This is a genomic window from Streptomyces sp. AC602_WCS936 (assembly GCF_019049125.1).
Taxonomy (GTDB): Bacteria; Actinomycetota; Actinomycetes; order Streptomycetales; family Streptomycetaceae; genus Streptomyces.
Map to the genome: position 1 here is coordinate 133,958 of NZ_JAGMUF010000137.1, position 19,574 is coordinate 153,531.

General features: G+C 71.8%; 21 protein-coding genes. 11 read left to right on the forward strand and 10 right to left on the reverse strand.

All coding sequences use genetic code 11. The features are described 5' to 3' along the window. Positions 1-60: 60 nt before the first annotated feature. Positions 61-1,134, reverse strand: coding sequence for a nitrous oxide reductase family maturation protein NosD (locus KUM03_RS36825; RefSeq protein ID WP_217254938.1), 1,074 nt, complete (start codon positions 1,132-1,134; stop codon positions 61-63). Positions 1,135-1,277: 143 nt separating this feature from the next. Between KUM03_RS36825 and KUM03_RS36830 the strand changes: the two genes are divergently transcribed. Beyond that, complete coding sequence (locus KUM03_RS36830) at positions 1,278-2,126, forward strand: restriction endonuclease (protein WP_308406482.1); 849 nt, start codon at positions 1,278-1,280, stop codon at positions 2,124-2,126. Then, entirely contained in the window at positions 2,080-2,616 is a 537-nt protein-coding gene (locus KUM03_RS36835; protein WP_217254939.1) for an isochorismatase family cysteine hydrolase, read from the forward strand. The genes KUM03_RS36830 and KUM03_RS36835 overlap by 47 nt, the downstream gene beginning before the upstream one ends. Positions 2,617-2,632: 16 nt before the next feature. Here the strand turns inward: KUM03_RS36835 and KUM03_RS36840 are convergent, their stop codons facing one another. Next, positions 2,633-3,121 (reverse strand): DUF5949 family protein, encoded by a 489-nt coding sequence (locus KUM03_RS36840; RefSeq protein WP_217254941.1) that lies wholly within the window; start codon positions 3,119-3,121, stop codon positions 2,633-2,635. Positions 3,122-3,466: 345 nt separating this feature from the next. Between KUM03_RS36840 and KUM03_RS36845 the strand changes: the two genes are divergently transcribed. Then, positions 3,467-3,823 carry a transglycosylase family protein gene (locus KUM03_RS36845; RefSeq protein ID WP_217254942.1) on the forward strand — a complete coding sequence of 119 codons (357 nt, stop codon included), beginning with the start codon at positions 3,467-3,469 and terminating at the stop codon, positions 3,821-3,823. Between the two features lie 24 nt (positions 3,824-3,847). Here KUM03_RS36845 and KUM03_RS36850 read toward each other — a convergent pair whose 3' ends face one another. From KUM03_RS36850 to KUM03_RS36870, 5 genes are all read right to left on the reverse strand, one after another. Continuing rightward, positions 3,848-4,813: a YihY/virulence factor BrkB family protein gene (locus KUM03_RS36850; RefSeq protein WP_217254943.1), complete on the reverse strand. Its 966-nt coding sequence runs from the start codon at positions 4,811-4,813 to the stop codon at positions 3,848-3,850. A gap of 286 nt (positions 4,814-5,099) precedes the next feature. Continuing rightward, positions 5,100-5,930, reverse strand: coding sequence for an ABC transporter ATP-binding protein (locus tag KUM03_RS36855; RefSeq protein WP_217254944.1), 831 nt, complete (start codon positions 5,928-5,930; stop codon positions 5,100-5,102). 117 nt (positions 5,931-6,047) lie between these two features. Continuing rightward, on the reverse strand, positions 6,048-6,776 hold the full coding sequence (locus KUM03_RS36860) for a trypsin-like serine protease (RefSeq protein WP_217254945.1): 729 nt from the start codon (positions 6,774-6,776) through the stop codon (positions 6,048-6,050). A 157-nt stretch (positions 6,777-6,933) separates the two neighbouring features. Continuing rightward, positions 6,934-8,304 carry a cytochrome P450 gene (locus KUM03_RS36865; RefSeq protein WP_217254946.1) on the reverse strand — a complete coding sequence of 457 codons (1,371 nt, stop codon included), beginning with the start codon at positions 8,302-8,304 and terminating at the stop codon, positions 6,934-6,936. A 187-nt stretch (positions 8,305-8,491) separates the two neighbouring features. After that, the gene (locus KUM03_RS36870) at positions 8,492-9,244 is read right to left on the reverse strand and encodes a sulfite exporter TauE/SafE family protein (protein ID WP_217255175.1); all 753 of its coding nucleotides are present in this window, start codon (positions 9,242-9,244) and stop codon (positions 8,492-8,494) included. A 332-nt stretch (positions 9,245-9,576) separates the two neighbouring features. On the opposite strand from KUM03_RS36870, the gene KUM03_RS36875 reads away from it, so the two are divergent. From KUM03_RS36875 to KUM03_RS36900, 6 genes are all read left to right on the forward strand, one after another. Beyond that, positions 9,577-10,749, forward strand: a complete 1,173-nt coding sequence (locus KUM03_RS36875; protein WP_217254947.1) for an ATP-binding protein — start codon at positions 9,577-9,579, stop codon at positions 10,747-10,749. Continuing rightward, the gene (locus KUM03_RS36880) at positions 10,746-11,147 is read left to right on the forward strand and encodes a roadblock/LC7 domain-containing protein (RefSeq protein ID WP_217254949.1); all 402 of its coding nucleotides are present in this window, start codon (positions 10,746-10,748) and stop codon (positions 11,145-11,147) included. Before KUM03_RS36875 ends, KUM03_RS36880 begins: the two co-directional genes overlap by 4 nt. Next, positions 11,144-11,521 carry a DUF742 domain-containing protein gene (locus KUM03_RS36885; protein ID WP_217254950.1) on the forward strand — a complete coding sequence of 126 codons (378 nt, stop codon included), beginning with the start codon at positions 11,144-11,146 and terminating at the stop codon, positions 11,519-11,521. The genes KUM03_RS36880 and KUM03_RS36885 overlap by 4 nt, the downstream gene beginning before the upstream one ends. Continuing rightward, on the forward strand, positions 11,496-12,089 hold the full coding sequence (locus tag KUM03_RS36890; protein WP_217254953.1) for an ATP/GTP-binding protein: 594 nt from the start codon (positions 11,496-11,498) through the stop codon (positions 12,087-12,089). Before KUM03_RS36885 ends, KUM03_RS36890 begins: the two co-directional genes overlap by 26 nt. 15 nt (positions 12,090-12,104) lie before the next feature. Next, positions 12,105-13,454 (forward strand): cytochrome P450, encoded by a 1,350-nt coding sequence (locus KUM03_RS36895; RefSeq protein ID WP_217254954.1) that lies wholly within the window; start codon positions 12,105-12,107, stop codon positions 13,452-13,454. A gap of 207 nt (positions 13,455-13,661) precedes the next feature. Further along, positions 13,662-14,783: a tryptophan dimethylallyltransferase family protein gene (locus tag KUM03_RS36900; RefSeq protein WP_217254956.1), complete on the forward strand. Its 1,122-nt coding sequence runs from the start codon at positions 13,662-13,664 to the stop codon at positions 14,781-14,783. Between the two features lie 100 nt (positions 14,784-14,883). On the opposite strand, the gene KUM03_RS36905 is transcribed toward KUM03_RS36900, so the two are convergent. From KUM03_RS36905 to paaI, 3 genes are all read right to left on the reverse strand, one after another. Beyond that, positions 14,884-16,182 (reverse strand): NAD(P)/FAD-dependent oxidoreductase, encoded by a 1,299-nt coding sequence (locus KUM03_RS36905; protein WP_217254957.1) that lies wholly within the window; start codon positions 16,180-16,182, stop codon positions 14,884-14,886. 127 nt (positions 16,183-16,309) lie between these two features. Continuing rightward, on the reverse strand, positions 16,310-17,656 hold the full coding sequence (gene paaK, locus KUM03_RS36910) for a phenylacetate--CoA ligase PaaK (protein ID WP_217254959.1): 1,347 nt from the start codon (positions 17,654-17,656) through the stop codon (positions 16,310-16,312). Continuing rightward, complete coding sequence (gene paaI / locus KUM03_RS36915) at positions 17,653-18,090, reverse strand: hydroxyphenylacetyl-CoA thioesterase PaaI (protein WP_217254960.1); 438 nt, start codon at positions 18,088-18,090, stop codon at positions 17,653-17,655. Before paaI ends, paaK begins: the two co-directional genes overlap by 4 nt. 199 nt (positions 18,091-18,289) lie before the next feature. On the opposite strand from paaI, the gene paaA reads away from it, so the two are divergent. Next, on the forward strand, positions 18,290-19,267 hold the full coding sequence (paaA, locus tag KUM03_RS36920) for a 1,2-phenylacetyl-CoA epoxidase subunit PaaA (RefSeq protein ID WP_217254961.1): 978 nt from the start codon (positions 18,290-18,292) through the stop codon (positions 19,265-19,267). After that, complete coding sequence (gene paaB, locus KUM03_RS36925) at positions 19,264-19,566, forward strand: 1,2-phenylacetyl-CoA epoxidase subunit PaaB (RefSeq protein WP_217254962.1); 303 nt, start codon at positions 19,264-19,266, stop codon at positions 19,564-19,566. Before paaA ends, paaB begins: the two co-directional genes overlap by 4 nt. The last annotated feature ends 8 nt before the right edge of the window (positions 19,567-19,574 follow it).

Below are 19,574 nucleotides of genomic sequence, written 5' to 3' on the forward strand. Positions count from 1 at the left end.
TGCCGCGTCCTTCCTTCTTCTGCGTTCTTCCGGGTTCCTCGGTCGACTACGGCAGGCCGGTCAGCACAGTCCCGCGGGCTTGGAGGCGCCGCAGGTGTTGCCGGTGAAGGTGTTGCTCTTGGCGGTGTCGCCGGTCGTGGCGTTGACGAGGTCGGCGGGGGAGTTGTCGCGCAGTCGGTTGCCGTTGATCTCGTTCTTCGAGTTGGCGGCGCCCACCATGCTCTTGGCGAGGACGATGCCGCCCGACATCGACGACTTGCCGGAGTTGCCCTCGACCGTGTTGTCGGCGACCAGGACCTTCTCGACGCCGGTCAGGACGATGCCGGAACCCTGGAGGGCCTCCAGCCGGTCGGTCTTCGGGCAGGACTTGTTGTTGCGCACGACGTAGTTGTCGCGCACGACCAGGTCGCCGGCCATGGGCTTGTTCTCGTCGCCGACGACGAAAACGCCCGCGCAGTTGCCGGTGATGCGGTTGTCCGCGACGGCCAGGTTGCGCAGCCGCCGGACGGTGATGCCGATCCGGTTGCCCTCGAGCCGGTTGTGCGCGACCTCGGTGCCCTGGGTGTCCACGGCGCCTTCCTCGGCCTTGATGGTGTTGGCGAGGAAGATGCCCGCGTCGCCGTTGTCGCGGGCGGTGTTGTTCCGGAAGATGCCGTGGATCGACCGCTCCTGGGCGATGCCCCAGACCCCGTTCTTCACGGCCGTGACGTTGCGCACGGTCAGGCCGTCGGTGGCCATGGAGAACAGGCCGGTGCGCTTGAAGCCGGTCACCGTCAGGTTCGCGACGGTGATGCCCTTGACGTTCTCGTCCTTCGTCCCGATCACGCAGATGCCGTTGCCGCCCTCGGCGCAGGTGTTGTCCTCGGCGGCCTTCTCCGTGCCCGGCTTGATGACAGTGCTGCGGCCCATGCCGCGCAGGGTGAGCCCGGGCGTGCTCACCTTGACGCTCTCGTGGTAGGTGCCGGGGGTGAGGAGGACGGTGTCGCCCGGCTCGGCGGCGTCGACCGCCTTCTGGATCGATTCGCCGGGGTGGACCACGTGGGTCATGTGGCCGGCGGACGCCGGAGCCGCACCGAGCCCCGTTCCGATCATCGCTGCGGTGCACACCAGGTACACGACATGGCATTTCTTCATATTCCGCACGTTATGCCCGAAAGATTCCCGCACCGGCCGGATGAGCCATCCGACGGCGTGTCATGAACGGACGGTGAACGCCCGGTTCTTGGGCAGACGGGCGTGAGTGATCTTCATGTCGTCGGCCAGGAAGGAAACACCTCGTGACCGCTCCCGCACGACGCCCCCGCCGAAGGCGCTCCGGGCGCCGCTTCGACCTCCGTGCGACGGCCCTGTTCTTCGGACTCGCCGCCGTCGGCCTGTGTGTCGCGGGGTGGGCCGGGCGGATGGCGTTCGACGTCGCCGAGCGGCGCCCGGCCTGGGCGCTCGTCCTGGTGATCGGCGGAATACTGGCCTGTCTCGTCGGCCGCCGCAGGCGCTCCGGACTCTCCGCTTACGGCCTGGCGCGGCGCACCACGCGCGCACTGGAGGAGGGCACGGCGACGGCCCTTCAAGCCCTGGAGGAGACGCGGACGGCCGTGGGGCCGCGGGAGGGGACGTCCCACGTCCGGGAGCCCGCGACCACGACGGCCGACGACGACCAGCCGCTCGCCGCCGACGAGTTCGAGCAGGCGATAGCCGACCTCTGCCTGCGCGACGGATGCGCCGACGTGGAGGTCGTCGGCGGCGCGGGCGACCTCGGCGCGGACGTGACGGCGGTGACCCCCGACGGCCGGCGCCTGGTCATCCAGTGCAAGTGCTACGCCGACGGCAACAAGGTCGGCTCGGAGGACCTGCAGCGCTTCGGCGGCACCTGTTTCACCGTCCACGACGCCGACGTCGCGGCCGTCGTCACCACCAGCGACTTCACCCGCCCGGCCGTCGAGTACGCCGAACAGAGCGGAATAGTCTGCGTGGACGAGCGTCGGCTGCGGGACTGGAGCGAGGGCGCCGGACCGGCGCCCTGGGCGCTCGCCCCCGCGCGGCCGAGCGGTTTCCCGGCCGCACAGTGGCAACCTGTGCCGCATGGGCAAAACAGCGCTGATCGTCATCGACATGATCAACACCTATGACCACAAGGACGCCGACTCGCTGATTCCCTCGGTGGAATCCGTACTCCCCGCCGTGACCGGTCTGCTGGAGCGGGCGCGACGGCAGGGCGTTCCCGTGATCTACGTCAACGACAACTTCGGCGAGTGGCGCTCGCACCACGGCGAGATCCTCGACCAGGCCCTCGCGGGACCGCACGCCCGCCTCGTCGAGCCGCTGCGGCCCGACGGCTCCTCCCTCTTCGTGGTCAAGGCACGCCACTCCATCTTCTTCGAGACCCCGTTGACGTACCTCCTGTACGAGCAGGGCATCGACCGGCTGGTGCTGTGCGGGCAGGTGACCGAGCAGTGCGTGCTCTACTCCGCGCTCGACGCCCACATCCGCCATCTGCAGGTCATCGTGGCGCGCGACGCGGTCGCCCACATCCACTCCGACCTGGCGGACGCCGCGCTGCGCATGATGGAGCGCAACATGGGCGCCCGGGTGTGCGACAGCGGCGAGTTGTGGACGTGAGACGAGCCGCCGCGCGTCAGCTGCGCAGGGTGCGCACGGGCAGGATCACCTGGGCCGCCGACGCCAGTGTCCGCTCGTCGTTCGCGAAGGCGGCGACCGCCTCGCCGTCGCCCGGCTCCCCGTCGCCCCACGGGCGGGTGGCGAAGATCAGGCAGGCGTACCCGCGCTCGTCGACCGCGCGGCGCCACTGCGCCGTGGGGGCGAACTGGGCGTTGATCCCCGGCATCGTGAGGGCCGCCGCGCCCGGTACCACCAGCAGCGTCACCGGCAGGTTCGGCAGCCGCGCGGCGTCGACGACACCGTCGCCGACGGACAGCCCGGCGTGGCCCAGCAGCCGCTCGACGGCGGCTCCGGTCGCCTCGGGGCCGCCCTCGCCGTCGCCGAGGGAACAGGCGAGGAGGAAGGGGACGTCGCCGTCGGGGGTCTCCCGGCTCCAGGACATGATGACGAGCGTGCCGAGGTCGGCGGTTCGCAGGGGGCGTGTGTCAGTTGAGATCGAGGTCACCGCGAAACCGTAAGGGCGCGCCGTGCGGCACTCGCCCGCCGCTCACTCGACTGGCCGAGCCCTACGCGGTTCTTCACACGAACGAGGGGCGCGCGTCCCTGAACCGCAGGCGAAGGTGCCGAGCGAGTACGGCAGGAGGGCACCGAGCACGGCGCCGCCGAGCCAGCGGGTGATGAAGGCGCCGGAGACCAGGCTCGCGGACGTGCCGAGCCGTCTCAACCGTCCCGTCGACCCGCGGGCGGTGACGGACGGCGGGTGCCGTCGGGTGGTCCGCGTGCCCCGACCGGCGCAACGGGACGGTGACCGGCGAGGCGCCGCGCCGTCACCCGGTGTAACAGTCTCGGTATGATCTGTAGACGAGATGTTCATCGGAGCGCCTCGCGCGCCCGCACGGCCCGGACCGCGGCGGTGGCTCTCCTCGCCGCGGCCGCCCTGGGCGCGACCACCGAGGCGGCGGCCGCGGCCACCGTCTCCCTGCGGACCGACTGGGACGCCATCGCCGCCTGCGAGTCCGGCGGCGACTGGAACGCGAACACCGGCAACGGCTACTACGGCGGTCTGCAGTTCGCACCGTCGAGCTGGGCCGCCGCGGGTGGCCTCGTGTACGCGCCGCGCGCCGACCTCGCCACCCGTGGGGAGCAGATCGCCGTCGCCAAGCGCCTCGCCCGCATCCAGGGCATGTCGGCCTGGGGCTGCGCCTGACGCGTGAGCGGCGCGGACCGGGCGTCAGTCACCCGGACCCGGGTCCGGCCGTACCGGAGTGCGGATGCCGGCCCGGGCCGCCTCCAGCTGGGCCGCGAAGGCGATGCCGAGGAAGAGCGCCACCGCCGTGAGGTTCGCCCACAGCAGCAGCGCGATGAAGGCCGTGAGCGGTCCGTACACCGAGCCGAAGGCTCCGCTGTGACCGACGTACAGCGCCAGCAGCCAGGTCGCCGACACCCACAGCACCAGGTGGACCGCGGAACCGAAGGCCAGCCAGGTGTAGCCGGGCTGGTCGCGCCGGGGCGACCAGCGCAGGATCACCGCCGAGGCGACCCAGGCCAACAGCAGCCCCGCCGGTACCTCCAACGCGGTCCACCACCCGGGAGCGCCGGCCCGGTCGCCGGCGGAGCGGGCCACGGCGTCCCCCACGGCCTCGCCCGCGACGAGCACCAGGAACCCCAGCACCATCGGCAGACCCGCGGTGAGCGCGAGCACCAGCGCCCTGCCGTACTTGCGGAGGGCGGGGCGGTCGCGCTCGATGCCGTAGATGCGGTTGGCGCCCCGCTCGATCTGGCCCATGGCCGAGGCGAGGTTCAGCAGGGCGAACGCCAGCCCCAGCCACAGCGCCAGCGTGCCCCACGCGTCGCTCCCGGCGCTGCGCCGGGTGCCCTCGAACGCCTTCTCCACGACATCGGCGCTGGCCCCCGGCACGATCCGCCCGAGCGTGAGCTCGACGACCCGGCCCACGCCCTCGGTGTGGACCGACGTGGCGAGGCCGACGAGCACGATGGTGAACGGGACCAGTCCGAGGACCACCTGGAAGGCGAGGGCGCGTGCGTTGGTGAATCCGTCCGCGTAGCGGAACCGGGCGAAGGAGTCGGTCAGGAGGCGCAGACCTCCGTACCGGCGCAGGGCGGTCAGGGCTTCGTCGCCGGAGAGTTCCTCTCCGAGCATGTCGCGGGTCTGCGGGACGTGTACGGCGGTTCCCACGGTGCGGCTGCTCCTCGGGTCGGGGCGGGCGAAGGCGCGGACCATCACCCATGCGCATGCCCGTGAACGAGCCGGGCAGCACCCAACGGACGGCCGACGGCGGCCGATCGGGTGGCGGTGTCCGGAGTTGACCGGGGTAACCCGTGGGTGTGCATGTGCCCGGGCCGCCGCCGTCGCCTGTTTCCCCCGGGCGGCGGCTGGGCAGTCCCCTGGCGGGGGAGCCGAGGGGCGGTCCCGGACGTTCCGTACGCCGATACCTCCGGGGCCGCCCTCGCTCACTCCGGTCTCATGAACGGCGCCCCGAGTAGGCCGACCAGCGGCCGTCCCGCCTGGCGACCGTGATGTCCCGGCCGAAGCACGCGGTCAGCAGGGAATCGGTGAGGATCTCGTCCACGGGCCCGCGGGACAGGATCCGGCCCTCGCGCAGGAGCAGGGCGTGGCTGACGGCGGGGAACAGCTCCTCCAGATGGTGGGTCACCGTCACGGTGGCCAGCCGGGGGCGTCCCTGGGCCAGCTGGTGCATGGCCTCGACGAGGTCCTCCCGGGAGGGCAGGTCCAGCGCGTTGAAGGGCTCGTCCAGCAGGAGCAGGGCCGGGTCGGCCATCAGCGCCCTGGCGATGAGGACCCGCGCCCGCTGTCCGCCCGAGCACACGCCGTACGGCCGGTCGGCCAGCTCCTTGACGCCGAGTTCGGTGAGCAGGTCGCGGGCGCGGACGCGGACCTCGTCGTCGTACGTCCGCCACAGGGGCTGCACGGTGCCGCTGTGCCCGGTGAGGACGACCGCGTGGGCGGTGAGGTCCTGCGGCACCCGCTGGGCGGAGTTGACGTGGCCGATGCGGGCCCGCAGCTCACGGACGTCCACCCGGCCGAGCCGGCTGCCGAGGACCTCCACCGTCCCGGTCGTCGGGTGCATCAGCGCGCCCAGCAGCCGCAGCAGGGTGGTCTTGCCGGCGCCGTTGGCTCCCAGCAGGGCCCAGTGCTCTCCCGGCCGGACCGTCCAGTCGACGCCGTCGAGGATGAGCTGGTCGGTGGTGTGGCGGCGGACACCGACGTCCTCGAGCCGGAGGACGGCCGCGTCGTACTCGGTCACGGGGGAGTCGGCTGTCTGCCCTGCCATGGCGGAGCTCCTTCGCGCGGGAGGCCGGTCGTACCCGCCGAAGGGTAGATGCATGCGCCACGCGTCTGCCGGGCCGTCCGGTTGCTGGACGGCCCGGCCCGCTACGGGGTGGGCGGGTCAGACGCCCGCGACCGACTGGATCCAGGAGCGGTACGCCGTCACGTTCGTGTACGCCGTGGTGGTCTGGCGGTCGCTGGTCGAGGCGACGCCGACCTGGACGCCGCCGGCCATCATCGGACCGCCGGAGTCGCCGCCCGCGGTGATGCCGTCACCGGGGCGGGCGCAGATGGCCTGGCCGTAGTAGGCGTCGTAGCAGCCGCGGGTGACGGTCAGGTTGGCGACCTTCAGGTACCGGGACTGGCAGTTGATCTCCGAACCGCACCGGGAGGTGGCGCCCCAGCCGTAGACCTGTACGTTCTGGCCGACGCGCACCGTGCCGGGCCGGCCGAGCCGTGCGTAGGAGGCGGAGACGGAGCGGTCGAGGCGCACCAGCGCGAGGTCCGACGAGGAGTGGGTGACGGTCTGCACGCCGTTCGCCACGGTGCCGCCGGAGCTCTGGTCGAGGCTGCCGATGCGGAAGGAGAGCCCGCCGCCGCTCACGCAGTGCTTGGCGGTCAGTATCCAGGTGGGGGAGATGATGGTGGAGCTGCAGGTCTGGGTGCCGTTGGAGAACAGCCGGGCCGCCCAGGGGGCGTTCTGGGCGTAGCCGCCGCCGATGATCGGCTGGGGGCCGCCCTCACCGGGTTTGGGCTCGGCCGCGGAGGCGTTCGGCGCGAGCGCGACGGCGGACAGAAGTGCGGCCATGAGCGCGGCCAGCAAGGTGGGGACGAGTCTGGTGATGCGCAAGGCTCCTCGATTCCGACGACACGCGTGGGGTCGCGTGTGGTGGGTGGGGGCGCTCAGCATCTCCGGCGGGGAACAGCCGTCACCAATCCCGGCTTCCCATAACGCGCCGTTATGGAAAGGGCCCGGAGCCCGTCGGTTCCGGGCCCTGCGCGTCGCCTCAACCGGCCTTGCGGGCCGCGGAGTTCCGTCGGTCGCGCACGGTCATCAGCAGAGTTCGGGGCCGCACGGTGGCCGCGGCGACGGGCCGTACGGTCTGTCCCGGCGCGAGTTCCAGGCGTACCCGCCGGACGACGGTGGCGACGGCGGTGAGGAGCTCGGTGAGGGCGAACCGGTCGCCGATGCACTTGTGCTTGCCCGCACCGAAGGGCAGGAACGCGTGCGAGGGCCGGGGGCTGTCGTCGTCCTGCCGGCGGTCGGGATCGAACCGCAACGGGTCCGGGAAGAGCGCGGGATCGCGGTGGAGGGCGTGCTGGCAGTAGGCGAGTTCGGTCCCGGCGGGCACGGTCCAGGGACCGAGCCGGGTCTCGGTGACGGTGCGACGGGTGACGAGCCAGCCGGTGTGGTGCAGCCGCAGGGTCTCGTCGACGACCCGTCTCAGGTAGGGGAGCCGGCCCAGGTCGTCGAAGGTCACCGGCCGGTCGCCGAGCACGTCGTCCAGTTCCGCGAGGACCTCGGCCTCGACGTCCGGGTTGCGGGCGAGTTCGTACAGCATCCAGGAGAGCACCGAGGCGGTGGTCTCGGTGCCGGCCACGGCCAGGGTGAGGATCTCGGAGGAGATCTGGTGCCCGGTCAGCGGCCGGCCGGTCTCCTCGTCCGTGGTGCGCAGCAGCAGGGACAGCATGTCGCCGGTGTCGTGGCCCGAGGCCCGCAGGCCGGTGACGGCCCGGTCGATGGTGGCCCGTACGGCGTCCCGCGCCCTGGTGAAGCGGCGGTTGGCGGGCAGCGGCAGCCGCTCGACCCAGTCGGGGAGCATGACGCGGGCGCCGACGCCGTTCATCACGACGGACAGGTCCGCGCGCAGGCGGCGGAAGGCGGTCTCGTCGAGGCTGCCCGAGAACACCGTCTTGGCCAGCATGTTCAGGCTGAGCCCCACCATCGCCTCACGCACGTCCAGGGCCCGGCCGATCGCCCAGCCGTCGACGGCCGCCTCGGTCTCCCCGCGCATGGTGTCGACGTAGCGGGCGATCCGTTCGCGGGCGAAGGCGGGCTGGAGCTGGCGCCGTTTGCGGACGTGGGTCTGTCCGGCGGCGGTGACGACGGAGTCGCCCAGCAGCTGGCCCATCTTCTCGAAGAAGCGGCCCTTGTCGAGGCTCGGACCGAGGTCGGTCAGCATGGTGCGGATGAGGTCGGGGTCCTGGACGACGAGGGTGCGGGTGCCGGGCTGGAGGGTGATCTCGACGACCGGTCCGTAGGAGGTGCGCAGTGCGGCGATGAAGCCGAGGTTGTCGCGCACGAGCTGTATCGCGTGACCCAGGAACGGCAGCGAGCCCGCTGCCCTGGGTATGGGGGGAGGCGCTACGAGCGTCACGGGGGTGTCCCTTCGATTCGATCTCGGGCGCCTCCATGGCTTCCCTGATCGCTCGCGGGATCAATCCCTGAGGGGACGTGGTCCATCCCACGTGCCCGGTCCGCCCGGACGTGGAGTGCGGCGTCAAGTGGCGGGGAAGGTTCCACTTTTGGCCGCTGCCCGGCCGCTTCCTGGCCGCCTCGACGGCTCAGCGCAGCAGCAGCTGCACCAGGGCCACGGTGCCGACCGTCACGACGATGATCCGCAGCGCCAAGGGGCTGAAGCGGCGCCCCACCTTGGCCCCGGCGTACCCGCCGAGGGCCGAGCCGACCGCCAGGAGCGCGACGGCCGTCCAGTCGAAGTCCGCGGCGAAGAGGAAGAAGAGCGCGGCGACGGTGTTGACGACGGCGGAGAGGACGTTCTTGACGCCGTTGAGGCGCTGCAGCGGCTCGTCGAGCAGCATGCCCATCAGGGACAGGTAGATGATCCCCTGCGCGGCGGTGAAGTAGCCGCCGTAGACGCTCGCCAGCGTCAGCCCGGAGAACAGCAGCGGGCCGCCGTCCCGGCGAGGCGAGGCGCCGGTGCGCTCGCGGCGGCGCTGCACCCACCTGCCGATCTGGGGCTGGAGCGCCACCAGTACCAGGGCGAGGCCCACCAGTACCGGCACGATCGTCTCGAACGCGTCCGCGGGCAGGGCGAGCAGCAGCGTGGCGCCCGCCAGGCCGCCGACCAGCGCACCGGCGCTGAGCTTCAGCACGCGCCGGCGCTGGCCGCTCAGTTCTTTCCGGTACCCGATGGCGCCGCTGATGGAGCCGGGGATGAGTCCGAGCGCGTTGGACACCGTCGCGGTGACGGGGGACAGCCCCGTGGCCAGCAGCACCGGGAAGGTGATCAGCGTCCCGGAGCCGACGACGCTGTTGATGGCGCCGGCACCCACGCCCGCCGCGAACACCGCGGCCATCGCCTCGGGCGTCACGGCAGGCCGTCCGGGGCCGGCTGCGCGCGCGGCCGGAAGGTGTCTTGTGCATCTTTCACGGGCCCGACTGTACCCACCGCCGAAGTGACAGGAAGCGGCGGTTCCAACCAGTCCTGGATGAACACTTCTTGACGTAAATTCACCTGATCATGCGGTGATACGATCACCGCGTTTGCGGAGCGGGCGGATGGGTGAAAGACGGCATCCCCGACTTCAGGGACAGCCCGGGCAGCACCCCCGGTGCCGGGCGGTCCACCGGGCCGCCCGCGTGGACGGGAACTCAGCGAACCGGCCTTCAGTCGCCTGAAGAGAGTCTTATGACGGAATACACAGGGAACCCATTGCTCTGGGCCCTTCTCGTCGCCCTCGTCGCCGCCGCCGTGCTCATCGGCCGGCAGCGCGGGGCGGCACGAGCTCTGCGGCAGGAGGTCCAGGGGCTCAAGCAGCACTACACGGAGCTGGAGAACGACTACGGCACGTCCGTGCGGGCGGCTCAGGAGCGGGCCGAGGACGAGACCAAGACCGTGCTGAAATCGGCCATGCGGACCCTGCAGGGCCTCGCCGCCGAACAGCAGCTGGTGCTCTCCCGGCTGCAGACCAAGTACGGGGACTCGGCCCTGCTCCAGGACCTGCTGGAGATCGACCACACCAACTCGCAGTTCGGCCGGCGCGCCCAGTCCATCGCGGTGCTGTGCGACGGCTGGCTCGGCGGCCGCCGCGACACCGCCTCGGTGTACGACGTGGTGCGCAGCGCCCAGGGCCGCATCCGGCACTTCCGCCGGGTGGACATCCTCTCCCAGGTCGACTTCGGCATCACCAGCCGGGCCGTCGAACCCGTCGCCCTGGCCCTCGCCGAGCTGCTCGACAACGCCACCAGCTACTCCAGCCCGGACACCGTCGTCGAGATCAACATCCGTACCGTGCCCAAGGGCATCTGCGTCGTCGTCGACGACGCGGGCGTCGGCATGAGCGACGAGGAGCGCACCCGCGCCGACAAGCTCCTCGCCACCGAACGCGCCTCGGGCGTGGCGGGGCTCGGCAACCCGCCGCAGTTCGGCTTCGCGGTCATCGGCCTGCTCTGCGAGCGCTTCGGCTTCGAGGTGTCGGTGGACTCCTCTTCCCCCTACGGAGGTGTGCGCGCCGTGGTCCTGCTCCCGCACGACCTGCTCACCGCCATGCCGGAGAGGAAGGCACCCGCCCCGGCCGTCCGCAACGCCGCCCGGCCCGAGGCGGACGGCGGACCCGAGGCCGCGCCCGCCCCCTCCGAGACCAGCGACGGCCTGCCCCGGCGGCGCCGCAAGCGCCCGATGGCCATCGTGCCCGGCAGCGCGGCCGGCCCGCGTACCGTCGGCCGTTCCGACGCCGAGCAGGCACAGGTCATGGCCGCTTTCCAACGGGGCACGCAGACCGGCCGCGGCACCGGGCCCCAGGACGCCGACCGGACGCGCAGAACATCTGGTGCAAGCAGAGAAGGACATGAGGACTCGTGAACGACGATCTGTCATGGATGCTCGACAGCGCCCTGGAGATTCCCGGGGCCCTGCACGCGGTCCTGATCTCGGCCGACGGGCTGCTGATGGCCCGGACGCAGGACTTCGACAAGGACGACGCCGACCGGGTCGCGGCCGCGATGAGCGGCGTGCAGTCGCTCAGCCGGACGCTCGCCTTCTTCTGTGAGGACCCCGGCCAGTCCTGGCGCCAGACCCTGGTCGAGTTCGACGGCGGCTGGGTGTTCCTGATCTCCGCCGGTGAGGGTGCCTACCTCGGCGTCTCCGCCTCCCCGGACGTCGACATGGCCGACATCACCTTCCGGATGCAGCAGCTCGTCGCCCAGCTCGGCAAGCGGCTGACGACGCCGCCGCGCGAGAATCTCGGTTCCCGCTCATGACCGGCAACGACGGCTGGGAGCCGGAGGCACCCGAATTAGTGCGGCCGTACGTCATCACCAAGGGCCGCGGCCTGCCCGACGAGGAGCACCTCTCCCTCATCACCCTCGTCACGGCCGCCGACGGGCACGCGCGGCGGCCCCTGCGGCTCTCCCCCGAGGAGCAGAGCCTGCTGGACCTGTGCTCCGCCGGCTACCTGTCGGTCGCCGAGATCGCCGGGCACACCCACTTCCCGCTGGGCGTGGTGCGCATCCTGCTGGCCTCCCTGATGGAGGGCGGCCACCTCATGACCCGTCCGCCGGTGGCCCGCGCCCGCCTGGCCGACAAGGAGATCCTGGAGGAGGTGCTCAATGGGCTCCGCGCCAAGTTTGGATGAGCGGGACTACGTGCGCGGCGGGGCGACCCAGACCGCGGTGAAGATCCTCGTCGTCGGTCACTTCGCGGTGGGCAAGACCACCCTCATCGGCTCCATCTCCGAGATCGAGCCGCTGTCCACCGAGGAGACGATGACGCAGGCCGCCGAGCCGGTCGACGACCTCAAGGGGGTCCAGGGCAAGACCACGACCACGGTCGCCATGGACTTCGGGCGGCTGACCATCAGCGACCGCGTCGTGCTCTACCTGTTCGGCACCCCCGGGCAGCAGCGCTTCGTGCAGATGTGGGAGGACATGGCGCGCGGCGCGCTCGGTGCCCTGGTGCTCGTCGACCCCGAGCGGCTGGCCGACTCCTTCCCGGTCATCGACCTCATCGAGCACTACGGCCTCGACTACGCCATCGCCGTCAACCACTTCGACGGCGCCCCGCCGCGCGACGAGCGGGCCCTGCGCGAGGCACTGGACCTGCTCGACGACACCCCCGTCGTCACCTGCGACGCCCGCGACGAGAAGTCCTCGGCCGCCGCACTGACCACCCTCGTCCGCTACTTGCTGGACCGCACCCGCTAGGAGCTGGGAGCAGACATGAACGCCCACGACACCGCCCCGGTGCCGCCCCCTGGGTGCCCGGCGCACGGCTCCGGCGCCCGAGTGCCCCTGCACGGACCGGAGTTCGCCGCCCACCCCCAGGCGTACTACGAGTACCTGCGCCACTACGGGGCCGCCGCGCCCGTCGAACTGGCCCCGGGCGTCGAGGCCACGCTGGTCACCGACTACGCGGCGGCGCTCCAGCTGCTGCAGGACTCCGGTTCCTTCCGCAAGGACGCGCGCCGCTGGCGGGCCTTCAACGAGGGCAAGGTCGGCCCGGACAGCCCGGTCGCCCCGCTGCTCGCCTACCGGCCCAACTGCATGTTCGCCGACGGAGCCGACCACATCCGGCTGCGGCAGGCGGTCACCGACAGCATGGCGCGGGTGGACACCCGGCGGCTCAGCCGCAGCACCGAGCAGATCTCCGGGTACCTTATTTCCCAGTTCGGCTCCCGCGGCTCCGCCGACCTGCTCGGCGACTACGCCAAGCAGCTCCCGCTGTTCGTGTTCAACGAACTCTTCGGCTGCCCCGCCGACATCGGCGACCGGGTGCTGTTCGGCATCTCCGGCATGTTCGACGGCGTCAACGCCGAGAAGGCCACCGCCGTGCTGTTCCAGGCGGTGGAGGAGCTCGTCGCGCTCAAGCGGAGCAAGCCCGGCGAGGACGTCACCTCCTGGCTGATGCGGCACGAGGCACAGCTCAGCGACGAGGAGATGGTCCACCAGCTCGCGCTGCTGCTGGGCGCGGGCGCCGAGCCGCTGCGCAACCTCATCGGCAACACCCTGCACCGTCTCCTCACCCACGAGCGGTACGCGCGCGAGGGCGGCCTGATCGACGAGGCCCTCGACGACACCCTGTGGGAGAACCCGCCGATGTCGAACTACGCGCCGCACTACCCGGCCGCCGACACGGAACTCGCCGGACAGCGGCTGGAGGCGGGCGACCTGGTCCTGGTCAGCTTCGCGGCCGCCAACACCGGACCGGCCCTCAAGGCCGCGCGCCAGGCCGGCAGCAACCGGGCCCACCTGGCCTGGAGCGCGGGTCCGCACGCCTGCCCGTCCAAGGAACCGGCCCGGCACATCACGGTCACCGCCATCGAGCACCTGTTCAACGAGCTGCCGGACGTCGGACTCGCCGTGCCCGAGGACAGCCTGACGTGGCGTCCGGGCCCCTTCAACCGGGCCCTCGCCACCCTGCCTGCCCGCTTCACCCCGGTGCGCTCGGCACGGGCGGCGGACGCGCAGCCGGGTGCCGGGAGCGCCGAGCGGCAGACGGCGGCGAGCTCCGCCCGTCCGGCCGAACGCGGAGGCATGTGGAGCCAGTTCCTCAACTGGCTCACCAGGTGACATGCGCAACACCCGCCCAACCAGCCCCTTCCGCATGAAGGTTCGACGGCACGGGTAGTGAGCAACGCGGCATTCAAGTTGCTTACGAGTAAAAGGAGGTTTCGTGGAGCACATATCCACGAACGCCGCTTTCCCGCCGCCGAACTCCCCGATACCCGCCTCGCCAGGCGGGTATCTCTCTGTGCGGCCCCGGCGGGGGACGGGCCGATGAGCGCCGCACCGACGGGCGCGGACCTCGCACCGACCCTCGGCGCCCTCACCGGTGGCCAGTTGCGAAGACTCGGCGCGGTCGCCGGTCTCGCCGCGTCCGACGCCGACGCCTACGCCGACGTGCTGACCGACGTCCTGGGCCCGGTGGCCGAGCGGTCCCTGAGCCTGCCGCCGCCCAACCGCACCTTCCTGTCCGACGACCACACCCCGGTGGAGTTCTCCCTCTCGTTCCAGCCGGACGCGGCACCCTCCCTGCGGGTGCTCCTGGAGCCGGGCTGCGGCGCAGACAGCCTGGCTCGTCAGGGCCGCGCGGGGCTGGAGGCGGTCCGGGCGATGGCGCGGCGCTGGAACTTCTCCACCGCCGCGCTCGACGGGCTCCGGGACCTGTTCCTGCCACCGGCCCCGCACGGGCCGCTGGCCCTGTGGATCGCTCTGGAGCTGGAGCCCGGCGGCGTACCGAAGGTCAAGGTCTACCTGAACCCGGCCGCGCGTGGGGCGGAACGTTCCGCCGCGACGGTGCGCGAGGCGCTGGACCGGCTGGGCCACCGGCGGGCCTTCGCGAGTCTGCCCGCCGGCAGCGGCTACCCGTTCCTCGCCCTCGACCTGGGCGACTGGGAGGAACCCCGGGCGAAGGTCTACGTCCGCCACGAGAGCCTCACGGCCGGTCAGGCCGGGCGGCTGTCCCGCATGACGCCGGGGCCCGGCCCCGCGGCCGTCGAGGGCTTCTTCCGCACGGCCGCGGGGATCGGCCCCGACGCGACGGGACTCGGCCGGCGGCCCGGCCTGTCCTGCCACGCCTTCACCGACACAGCCTCCGCACGGCCGAGCGGATTCACCCTGCACATCCCGGTCAGGGACTACGCCCGGCACGACGGTGAGGCCCTGGCGCGGGCATCGAGGGTGCTGCGCCACCACGGCATGGACGACTCCGTACTCGTCCGCGCCCTGGCGGCTCTCACCGAGCGTCGGCCCGAGGACGGGGTGGGCCTGATCGCCTACCTCGCGCTGGCCCATCAGCAGGGCCGCCCGCCGCGGGTGACGGCGTACCTCTCCTCGGAGGCGTACGCGGTCAGGCCGCCGGCCGTGGACGCCTCACGCGAGCCGGTGGCGGTGAGCTGAGCGGACGTCCGGACACACCGCGGGGCTCCCGGTGCGACCCACCGGGAGCCCCGCGGACGGACATGGCGACCGGACGCCGACGACGGCATCCGGGGGGCGGTCACACGGGCAGCGACTCCCGGAACTCCGCCAGGTACGGGCCCACGTCCACCTGGATCGAGGCGCCCTGCGTCCGCCCGTACCGCTGCACGATGGAGGTGAGGTAGGAGTCGATCTCCTCCCGCATCTCCTCAGCCGGGGGCAGTGCGGCGTCCCCGTCGATGATCTGGGCCACCCACCGCGCCTGCGCCTCCACCAGCCGCGTGATGGCGCCCACGGGCCGGACCAGCCCCACGAAGAACAGTCCCGGACGGCCGGCGGGCACGACCCGTCGGTACAGCTCGACCGATCCGTCCGCCGCCACCGGACACCCGGCGGGCAGGAAGGGCCAGGTCATGTGGAAGCCGGTGCAGTAGACGACCGCGTCCGCCGCCTCGGACGTGCCGTCGGTGAAGACGACTTGGGCGCCGTCGAAGGAGTCGATGGCGGGCTTGGGCGTGACCGCGCCGTGCCGGATGCGGCTGAGGATCTCGTCCGAGAGGGTCGTGGCCGAGGAGAAGACCGGGTGGTCGGGCTCGGGCAGGCCGTAGTCCGACAGCTTGCCGCGCGCGACCAGCAGGGCCTGTTCCGCCCACTGGATCCGCTCGGCGAAGGACATCTCGTTGAACCAGGGCGCTTCGGCGATCACGTCGACCGACATGCCGTAAAGCTGCTTGGGCACGATGTGCAGTCCCCGGCGCACCGAGAGGAAGGTCTCTGCGGCGTGCCGGGAGAGGTCCGCGGCGATGTCGACCGCGGACGCGCCCAGCCCGACCACGACGACGCGCCGGCCGGTGAAGTCGTCGCCGGAGCGGTAGTCGAGAGAGTGGAGAATCGTTCCGGCGAAGGACTCGGCCCCCGCGGGAAGAGGATCGGGCAGCGCGGGGTCCGTGTGGTGGCCCGAGGCGACGACAACCTGCTCGAACCGGCGCGTCGTCACGGCGCCCTCGGCGTCCCGGCTGACCACGGTCCACATGCCGTCCGCGTCCTGGCGCACGGACGTCACCTCGGTCCGCAGCTCGACGTGCTCCCGTACGCCGGACCACTCGGCGAAGGACCGCAGATACGCGGCGAACTGACTGTGCCGGGGATAGAGCGGGTACGCCTCGGGCATCGGGAAGTCCGCGTAACCCGTCAGCTGCTTGGCAGTGTTGAGGTGCAGGGACTGGTATCCGGGGCCCCGCTCGCCGGCCTCCGGCTGACGCCAGATGCCGCCGACGTCGTCCGCCTTCTCCAGGCAGACGAAGCCGATGCCCCGCTCCCTCAGGGCATGGGCCACCGCCAGCCCCGACAGACCTGCACCGATCACACACACACGCACGGGATTTCCCCCCAGGACGGACTCGACCTCCCCCGATCATGCACTCACTGCCCATCCGCACCTCGCCGCACACCAGTACGGCAGAGGAACGGACGTGTCCGTCCTCACGTTTCTCCCCGCCGGGCGCTCAGGCCCCGCGCTGATCACTCACCCGGCGGATCTTGCCGAGCGAGCGCTCCAGGGTCTCCGGCTCGACGATCTCCACCTCCACGGTCACGCCCACGCCGTCCTTGACGCCCTGGCCGATCGCCCGCGCGGCGGCCTCGCGCTGCTCGGGACCGGCGCCGGGGCGGGCCTCCACTCGCACGGTCATGTGGTCCATGCGGCCGCGCTCGGTGAGCCGGATCTGGAAGTGCGGCGCGACGCCGGGCGTGCGCAGCACGATCTCCTCGATCTGGGTGGGGAAGACGTTTACCCCACGCAGGATGATCATGTCGTCGCAGCGGCCGGTGACCTTGCTCATCCGGCGGAAGGCCGGCCGCGCGGTGCCCGGCAGCAGCCGGGACAGGTCCCGGGTGCGGTAGCGGATGACCGGCAGCGCCTGCTTGGTGAGGGAGGTGAAGACGATCTCGCCCTCCTCGCCCTCGGCCAGCACCGCGTCCGTGAGCGGGTCCACCACCTCCGGGTAGAAGTGGTCCTCCCACACGTGCAGCCCGTCCTTGGTCTCCACGCATTCCTGAGCGACGCCGGGACCGATCACCTCGGACAGCCCGTATATGTCGACCGCGTGGATGTCCATCCGCTCCTCGATCTCGCGGCGCATCTCCTCGGTCCACGGTTCGGCGCCGAAGATGCCGACCTTCAGGGAGGTGCCGCGCGGATCGACGCCCTGGCGTTCGAACTCGTCGAGCAGGGTGAGCATGTAGGACGGCGTGACCATGATGATCTCGGGCCGGAAGTCCTGGATGATCTGGACCTGCCGGGCCGTCATGCCGCCGGAGGCCGGGATCACCGTGCACCCGGCGCGTTCGGCGCCGTAGTGCGCGCCGAGGCCGCCGGTGAACAGGCCGTAGCCGTAGGAGATGTGCACCTTGTGGCCGGGCCGGCCGCCCGCGGCGCGGATGGAGCGGGCGACGACGTCCGCCCACATGGACAGGTCGTCGTCCGTGTAACCGACGACGGTGGCCCGGCCGGTGGTGCCGCTGGAGGCGTGCACGCGCCGCACCTCGGACATCGGGACGGCGAACATGCCGAAGGGGTAGGTGTCCCGCAGGTCGGCCTTGGTGGTGAAGGGGAACCGGGAGAGGTCCGCCAGGCTGCGGCAGTCGTCGGGCGTGACGCCGGCCGCGTCGAACTTCTTGCGGTACAGCTCGACGTTGTCGTAGGCGTGCCGCAGGGTGGCGCGCAGCCGGTCCAGCTGAAGCTCGGCGAGCTGCTGACGGGACAGTCGCTCGGCGTCGTCCAGGAGGTCGTGGGGGAGGGGTTCGCCCCGGCGCGGTGCCGGGGCCGGCCCGGTCGTCGGCTCGCTGCTCATCGCGACTCCTTCGTCGTCGTACCCTGCGTCTCGCGCGCCGTGGTGTCCCGCACGCTGCGGCTGCGTCCGCGGAACTCGGCGATCACCTCTTCGCCGCGTCGCACGGTCACGTCGTAGACGCCGCTGCGGCCGAACCGGGCGCGTTCCTCGGCCCTCGCCACGAGCACGTCGCCCTCGCGGGCGGGCGTCACGAACACGATGTCGGCACCCGCGGCGACGGTCACGGGGCCGTGGCTGTTGCAGGCGCAGGCGAAGGCCGTGTCGGCGAGCAGGAAGAGGTAGCCGCCGTGGGCGATCCGGTGCCCGTTCACCATCGACGGGGTCACGGCCATCCGGAGGACCGCGGTGCCCTCGCCGTGCTCGACCAGCTCGATGCCCAGCCGCCGGGACGCCTCGTCCGCGGAGAACATCACCTCCGTGGGCGTCTGCTCCATGGCCTGTGACACCTGACCCACCACCTTGTCTCCCGAGTCTCCCGACCGACCATTCGGTTAGCGCGTGGCCCGGCCTAGTAATCCAGCCACGGGGTCGCCCTGTCAAGAGTGTGACCGGCGGGGCTCCGGGGTCTTGCCCGGCGCACGGAAAGGCGTCACACTGATACCGAACGAATGGTCGGTTGGGAAGCTGGTGACGATGACCACGACAGACGCCGCCGAGGCGCCGCCCCCGCAGCCGTTGCAGGAGCACTTCGACGCGACGATCGCGCGCGACCAGCGCGTCGAGCCGCGCGACTGGATGCCCGAGGGCTACCGCAAGACGCTGATCCGGCAGATCGCCCAGCACGCGCACTCGGAGATCATCGGCATGCAGCCGGAGGGTGAGTGGATCACCCGCGCGCCGTCGCTGCGCCGCAAGGCGATCCTGTTCGCCAAGGTCCAGGACGAGGCCGGCCACGGGCTCTACCTGTACTCGGCGGCCGAGACGCTGGGCGCCGACCGCGCGGACCTCACCGAGCGCCTGGTCGACGGACGCCAGAAGTACTCGTCGATCTTCAACTACCCGACGCTGAGCTTCGCCGACGTCGGCGTCATCGGCTGGTTCGTGGACGGCGCCGCGATCTGCAACCAGGTGCCGCTGTGCCGCAGCTCCTACGGGCCGTACGCCCGCGCGATGGTGCGCATCTGCAAGGAGGAGTCCTTCCACCAGCGCCAGGGCTACGAGCTGCTGATGACGATGATGCGCGGCACCGACGCCCAGCGCGCGATGGTCCAGGACGCCGTGGACCGCTGGTGGTGGCCGTCCCTGATGATGTTCGGCCCGCCCGACGACGCCTCGCCCAACTCGGCGCGCTCGATGGCCTGGAAGATCAAGCGGCACAGCAACGACGAACTGCGGCAGCGCTTCGTCGACATGACCGTCCCGCAGGCCGAGAAGCTCGGCGTCACCCTGCCCGACCCTCAGCTGCGCTGGAACGAGGAGCGCGGGCACCACGACTTCGGCACCCCCGACTGGGACGAGCTGATGCGCGTCATCAAGGGTGACGGCCCGTGCAACGAGCAGCGGATGGAGCGGCGGCGGACCGCCCACGAGGAGGGCGCCTGGGTGCGCGAGGCGGCCACCGCCCACGCCGCCAAGCGGGCCGCCCGCGCGGAGAAGGGAGCGGCGGCATGAGCGCCGAGAAGCCGGACAAGCAGGGCTGGCCGCTGTACGAGGTGTTCGTGCGCGGCAAGCGCGGCCTCAACCACGTCCACGTCGGCTCGCTGCACGCCGCCGACGACGCGATGGCCCTCACCCACGCCCGCGACCTCTACACCCGGCGCAACGAGGGCGTGAGCATCTGGGTCGTGCGCTCCGAGCACATCGCCGCCTCCACCCGCGACGAGAAGGACCCGTTCTTCGCCCCCAGCGCCGACAAGGTCTACCGCCACCCGACCTTCTACGACATCCCCGACGACGTCCCGCACATCTAGGAGCAGGG

Bases quoted from the DNA above. Each gene is read 5' to 3' on its own strand.
- KUM03_RS36895 (WP_217254954.1), top strand. From the start codon at position 12,105: ATGAACGCCCACGACACCGCCCCGGTGCCGCCCCCTGGGTGCCCGGCG.
- KUM03_RS36875 (WP_217254947.1), top strand. From the start codon at position 9,577: ATGACGGAATACACAGGGAACCCATTGCTCTGGGCCCTTCTCGTCGCC.
- paaI (WP_217254960.1), bottom strand. From the start codon at position 18,090: ATGGAGCAGACGCCCACGGAGGTGATGTTCTCCGCGGACGAGGCGTCC.
- KUM03_RS36870 (WP_217255175.1), bottom strand. From the start codon at position 9,244: ATGGCCGCGGTGTTCGCGGCGGGCGTGGGTGCCGGCGCCATCAACAGC.
- KUM03_RS36855 (WP_217254944.1), bottom strand. From the start codon at position 5,930: ATGGCAGGGCAGACAGCCGACTCCCCCGTGACCGAGTACGACGCGGCC.
- KUM03_RS36845 (WP_217254942.1), top strand. From the start codon at position 3,467: ATGATCTGTAGACGAGATGTTCATCGGAGCGCCTCGCGCGCCCGCACG.
- KUM03_RS36890 (WP_217254953.1), top strand. From the start codon at position 11,496: ATGGGCTCCGCGCCAAGTTTGGATGAGCGGGACTACGTGCGCGGCGGG.
- paaB (WP_217254962.1), top strand. From the start codon at position 19,264: ATGAGCGCCGAGAAGCCGGACAAGCAGGGCTGGCCGCTGTACGAGGTG.
- KUM03_RS36885 (WP_217254950.1), top strand. From the start codon at position 11,144: ATGACCGGCAACGACGGCTGGGAGCCGGAGGCACCCGAATTAGTGCGG.
- KUM03_RS36825 (WP_217254938.1), bottom strand. From the start codon at position 1,134: ATGAAGAAATGCCATGTCGTGTACCTGGTGTGCACCGCAGCGATGATC.
- KUM03_RS36835 (WP_217254939.1), top strand. From the start codon at position 2,080: ATGGGCAAAACAGCGCTGATCGTCATCGACATGATCAACACCTATGAC.
- paaA (WP_217254961.1), top strand. From the start codon at position 18,290: ATGACCACGACAGACGCCGCCGAGGCGCCGCCCCCGCAGCCGTTGCAG.
- paaK (WP_217254959.1), bottom strand. From the start codon at position 17,656: ATGAGCAGCGAGCCGACGACCGGGCCGGCCCCGGCACCGCGCCGGGGC.
- KUM03_RS36900 (WP_217254956.1), top strand. From the start codon at position 13,662: ATGAGCGCCGCACCGACGGGCGCGGACCTCGCACCGACCCTCGGCGCC.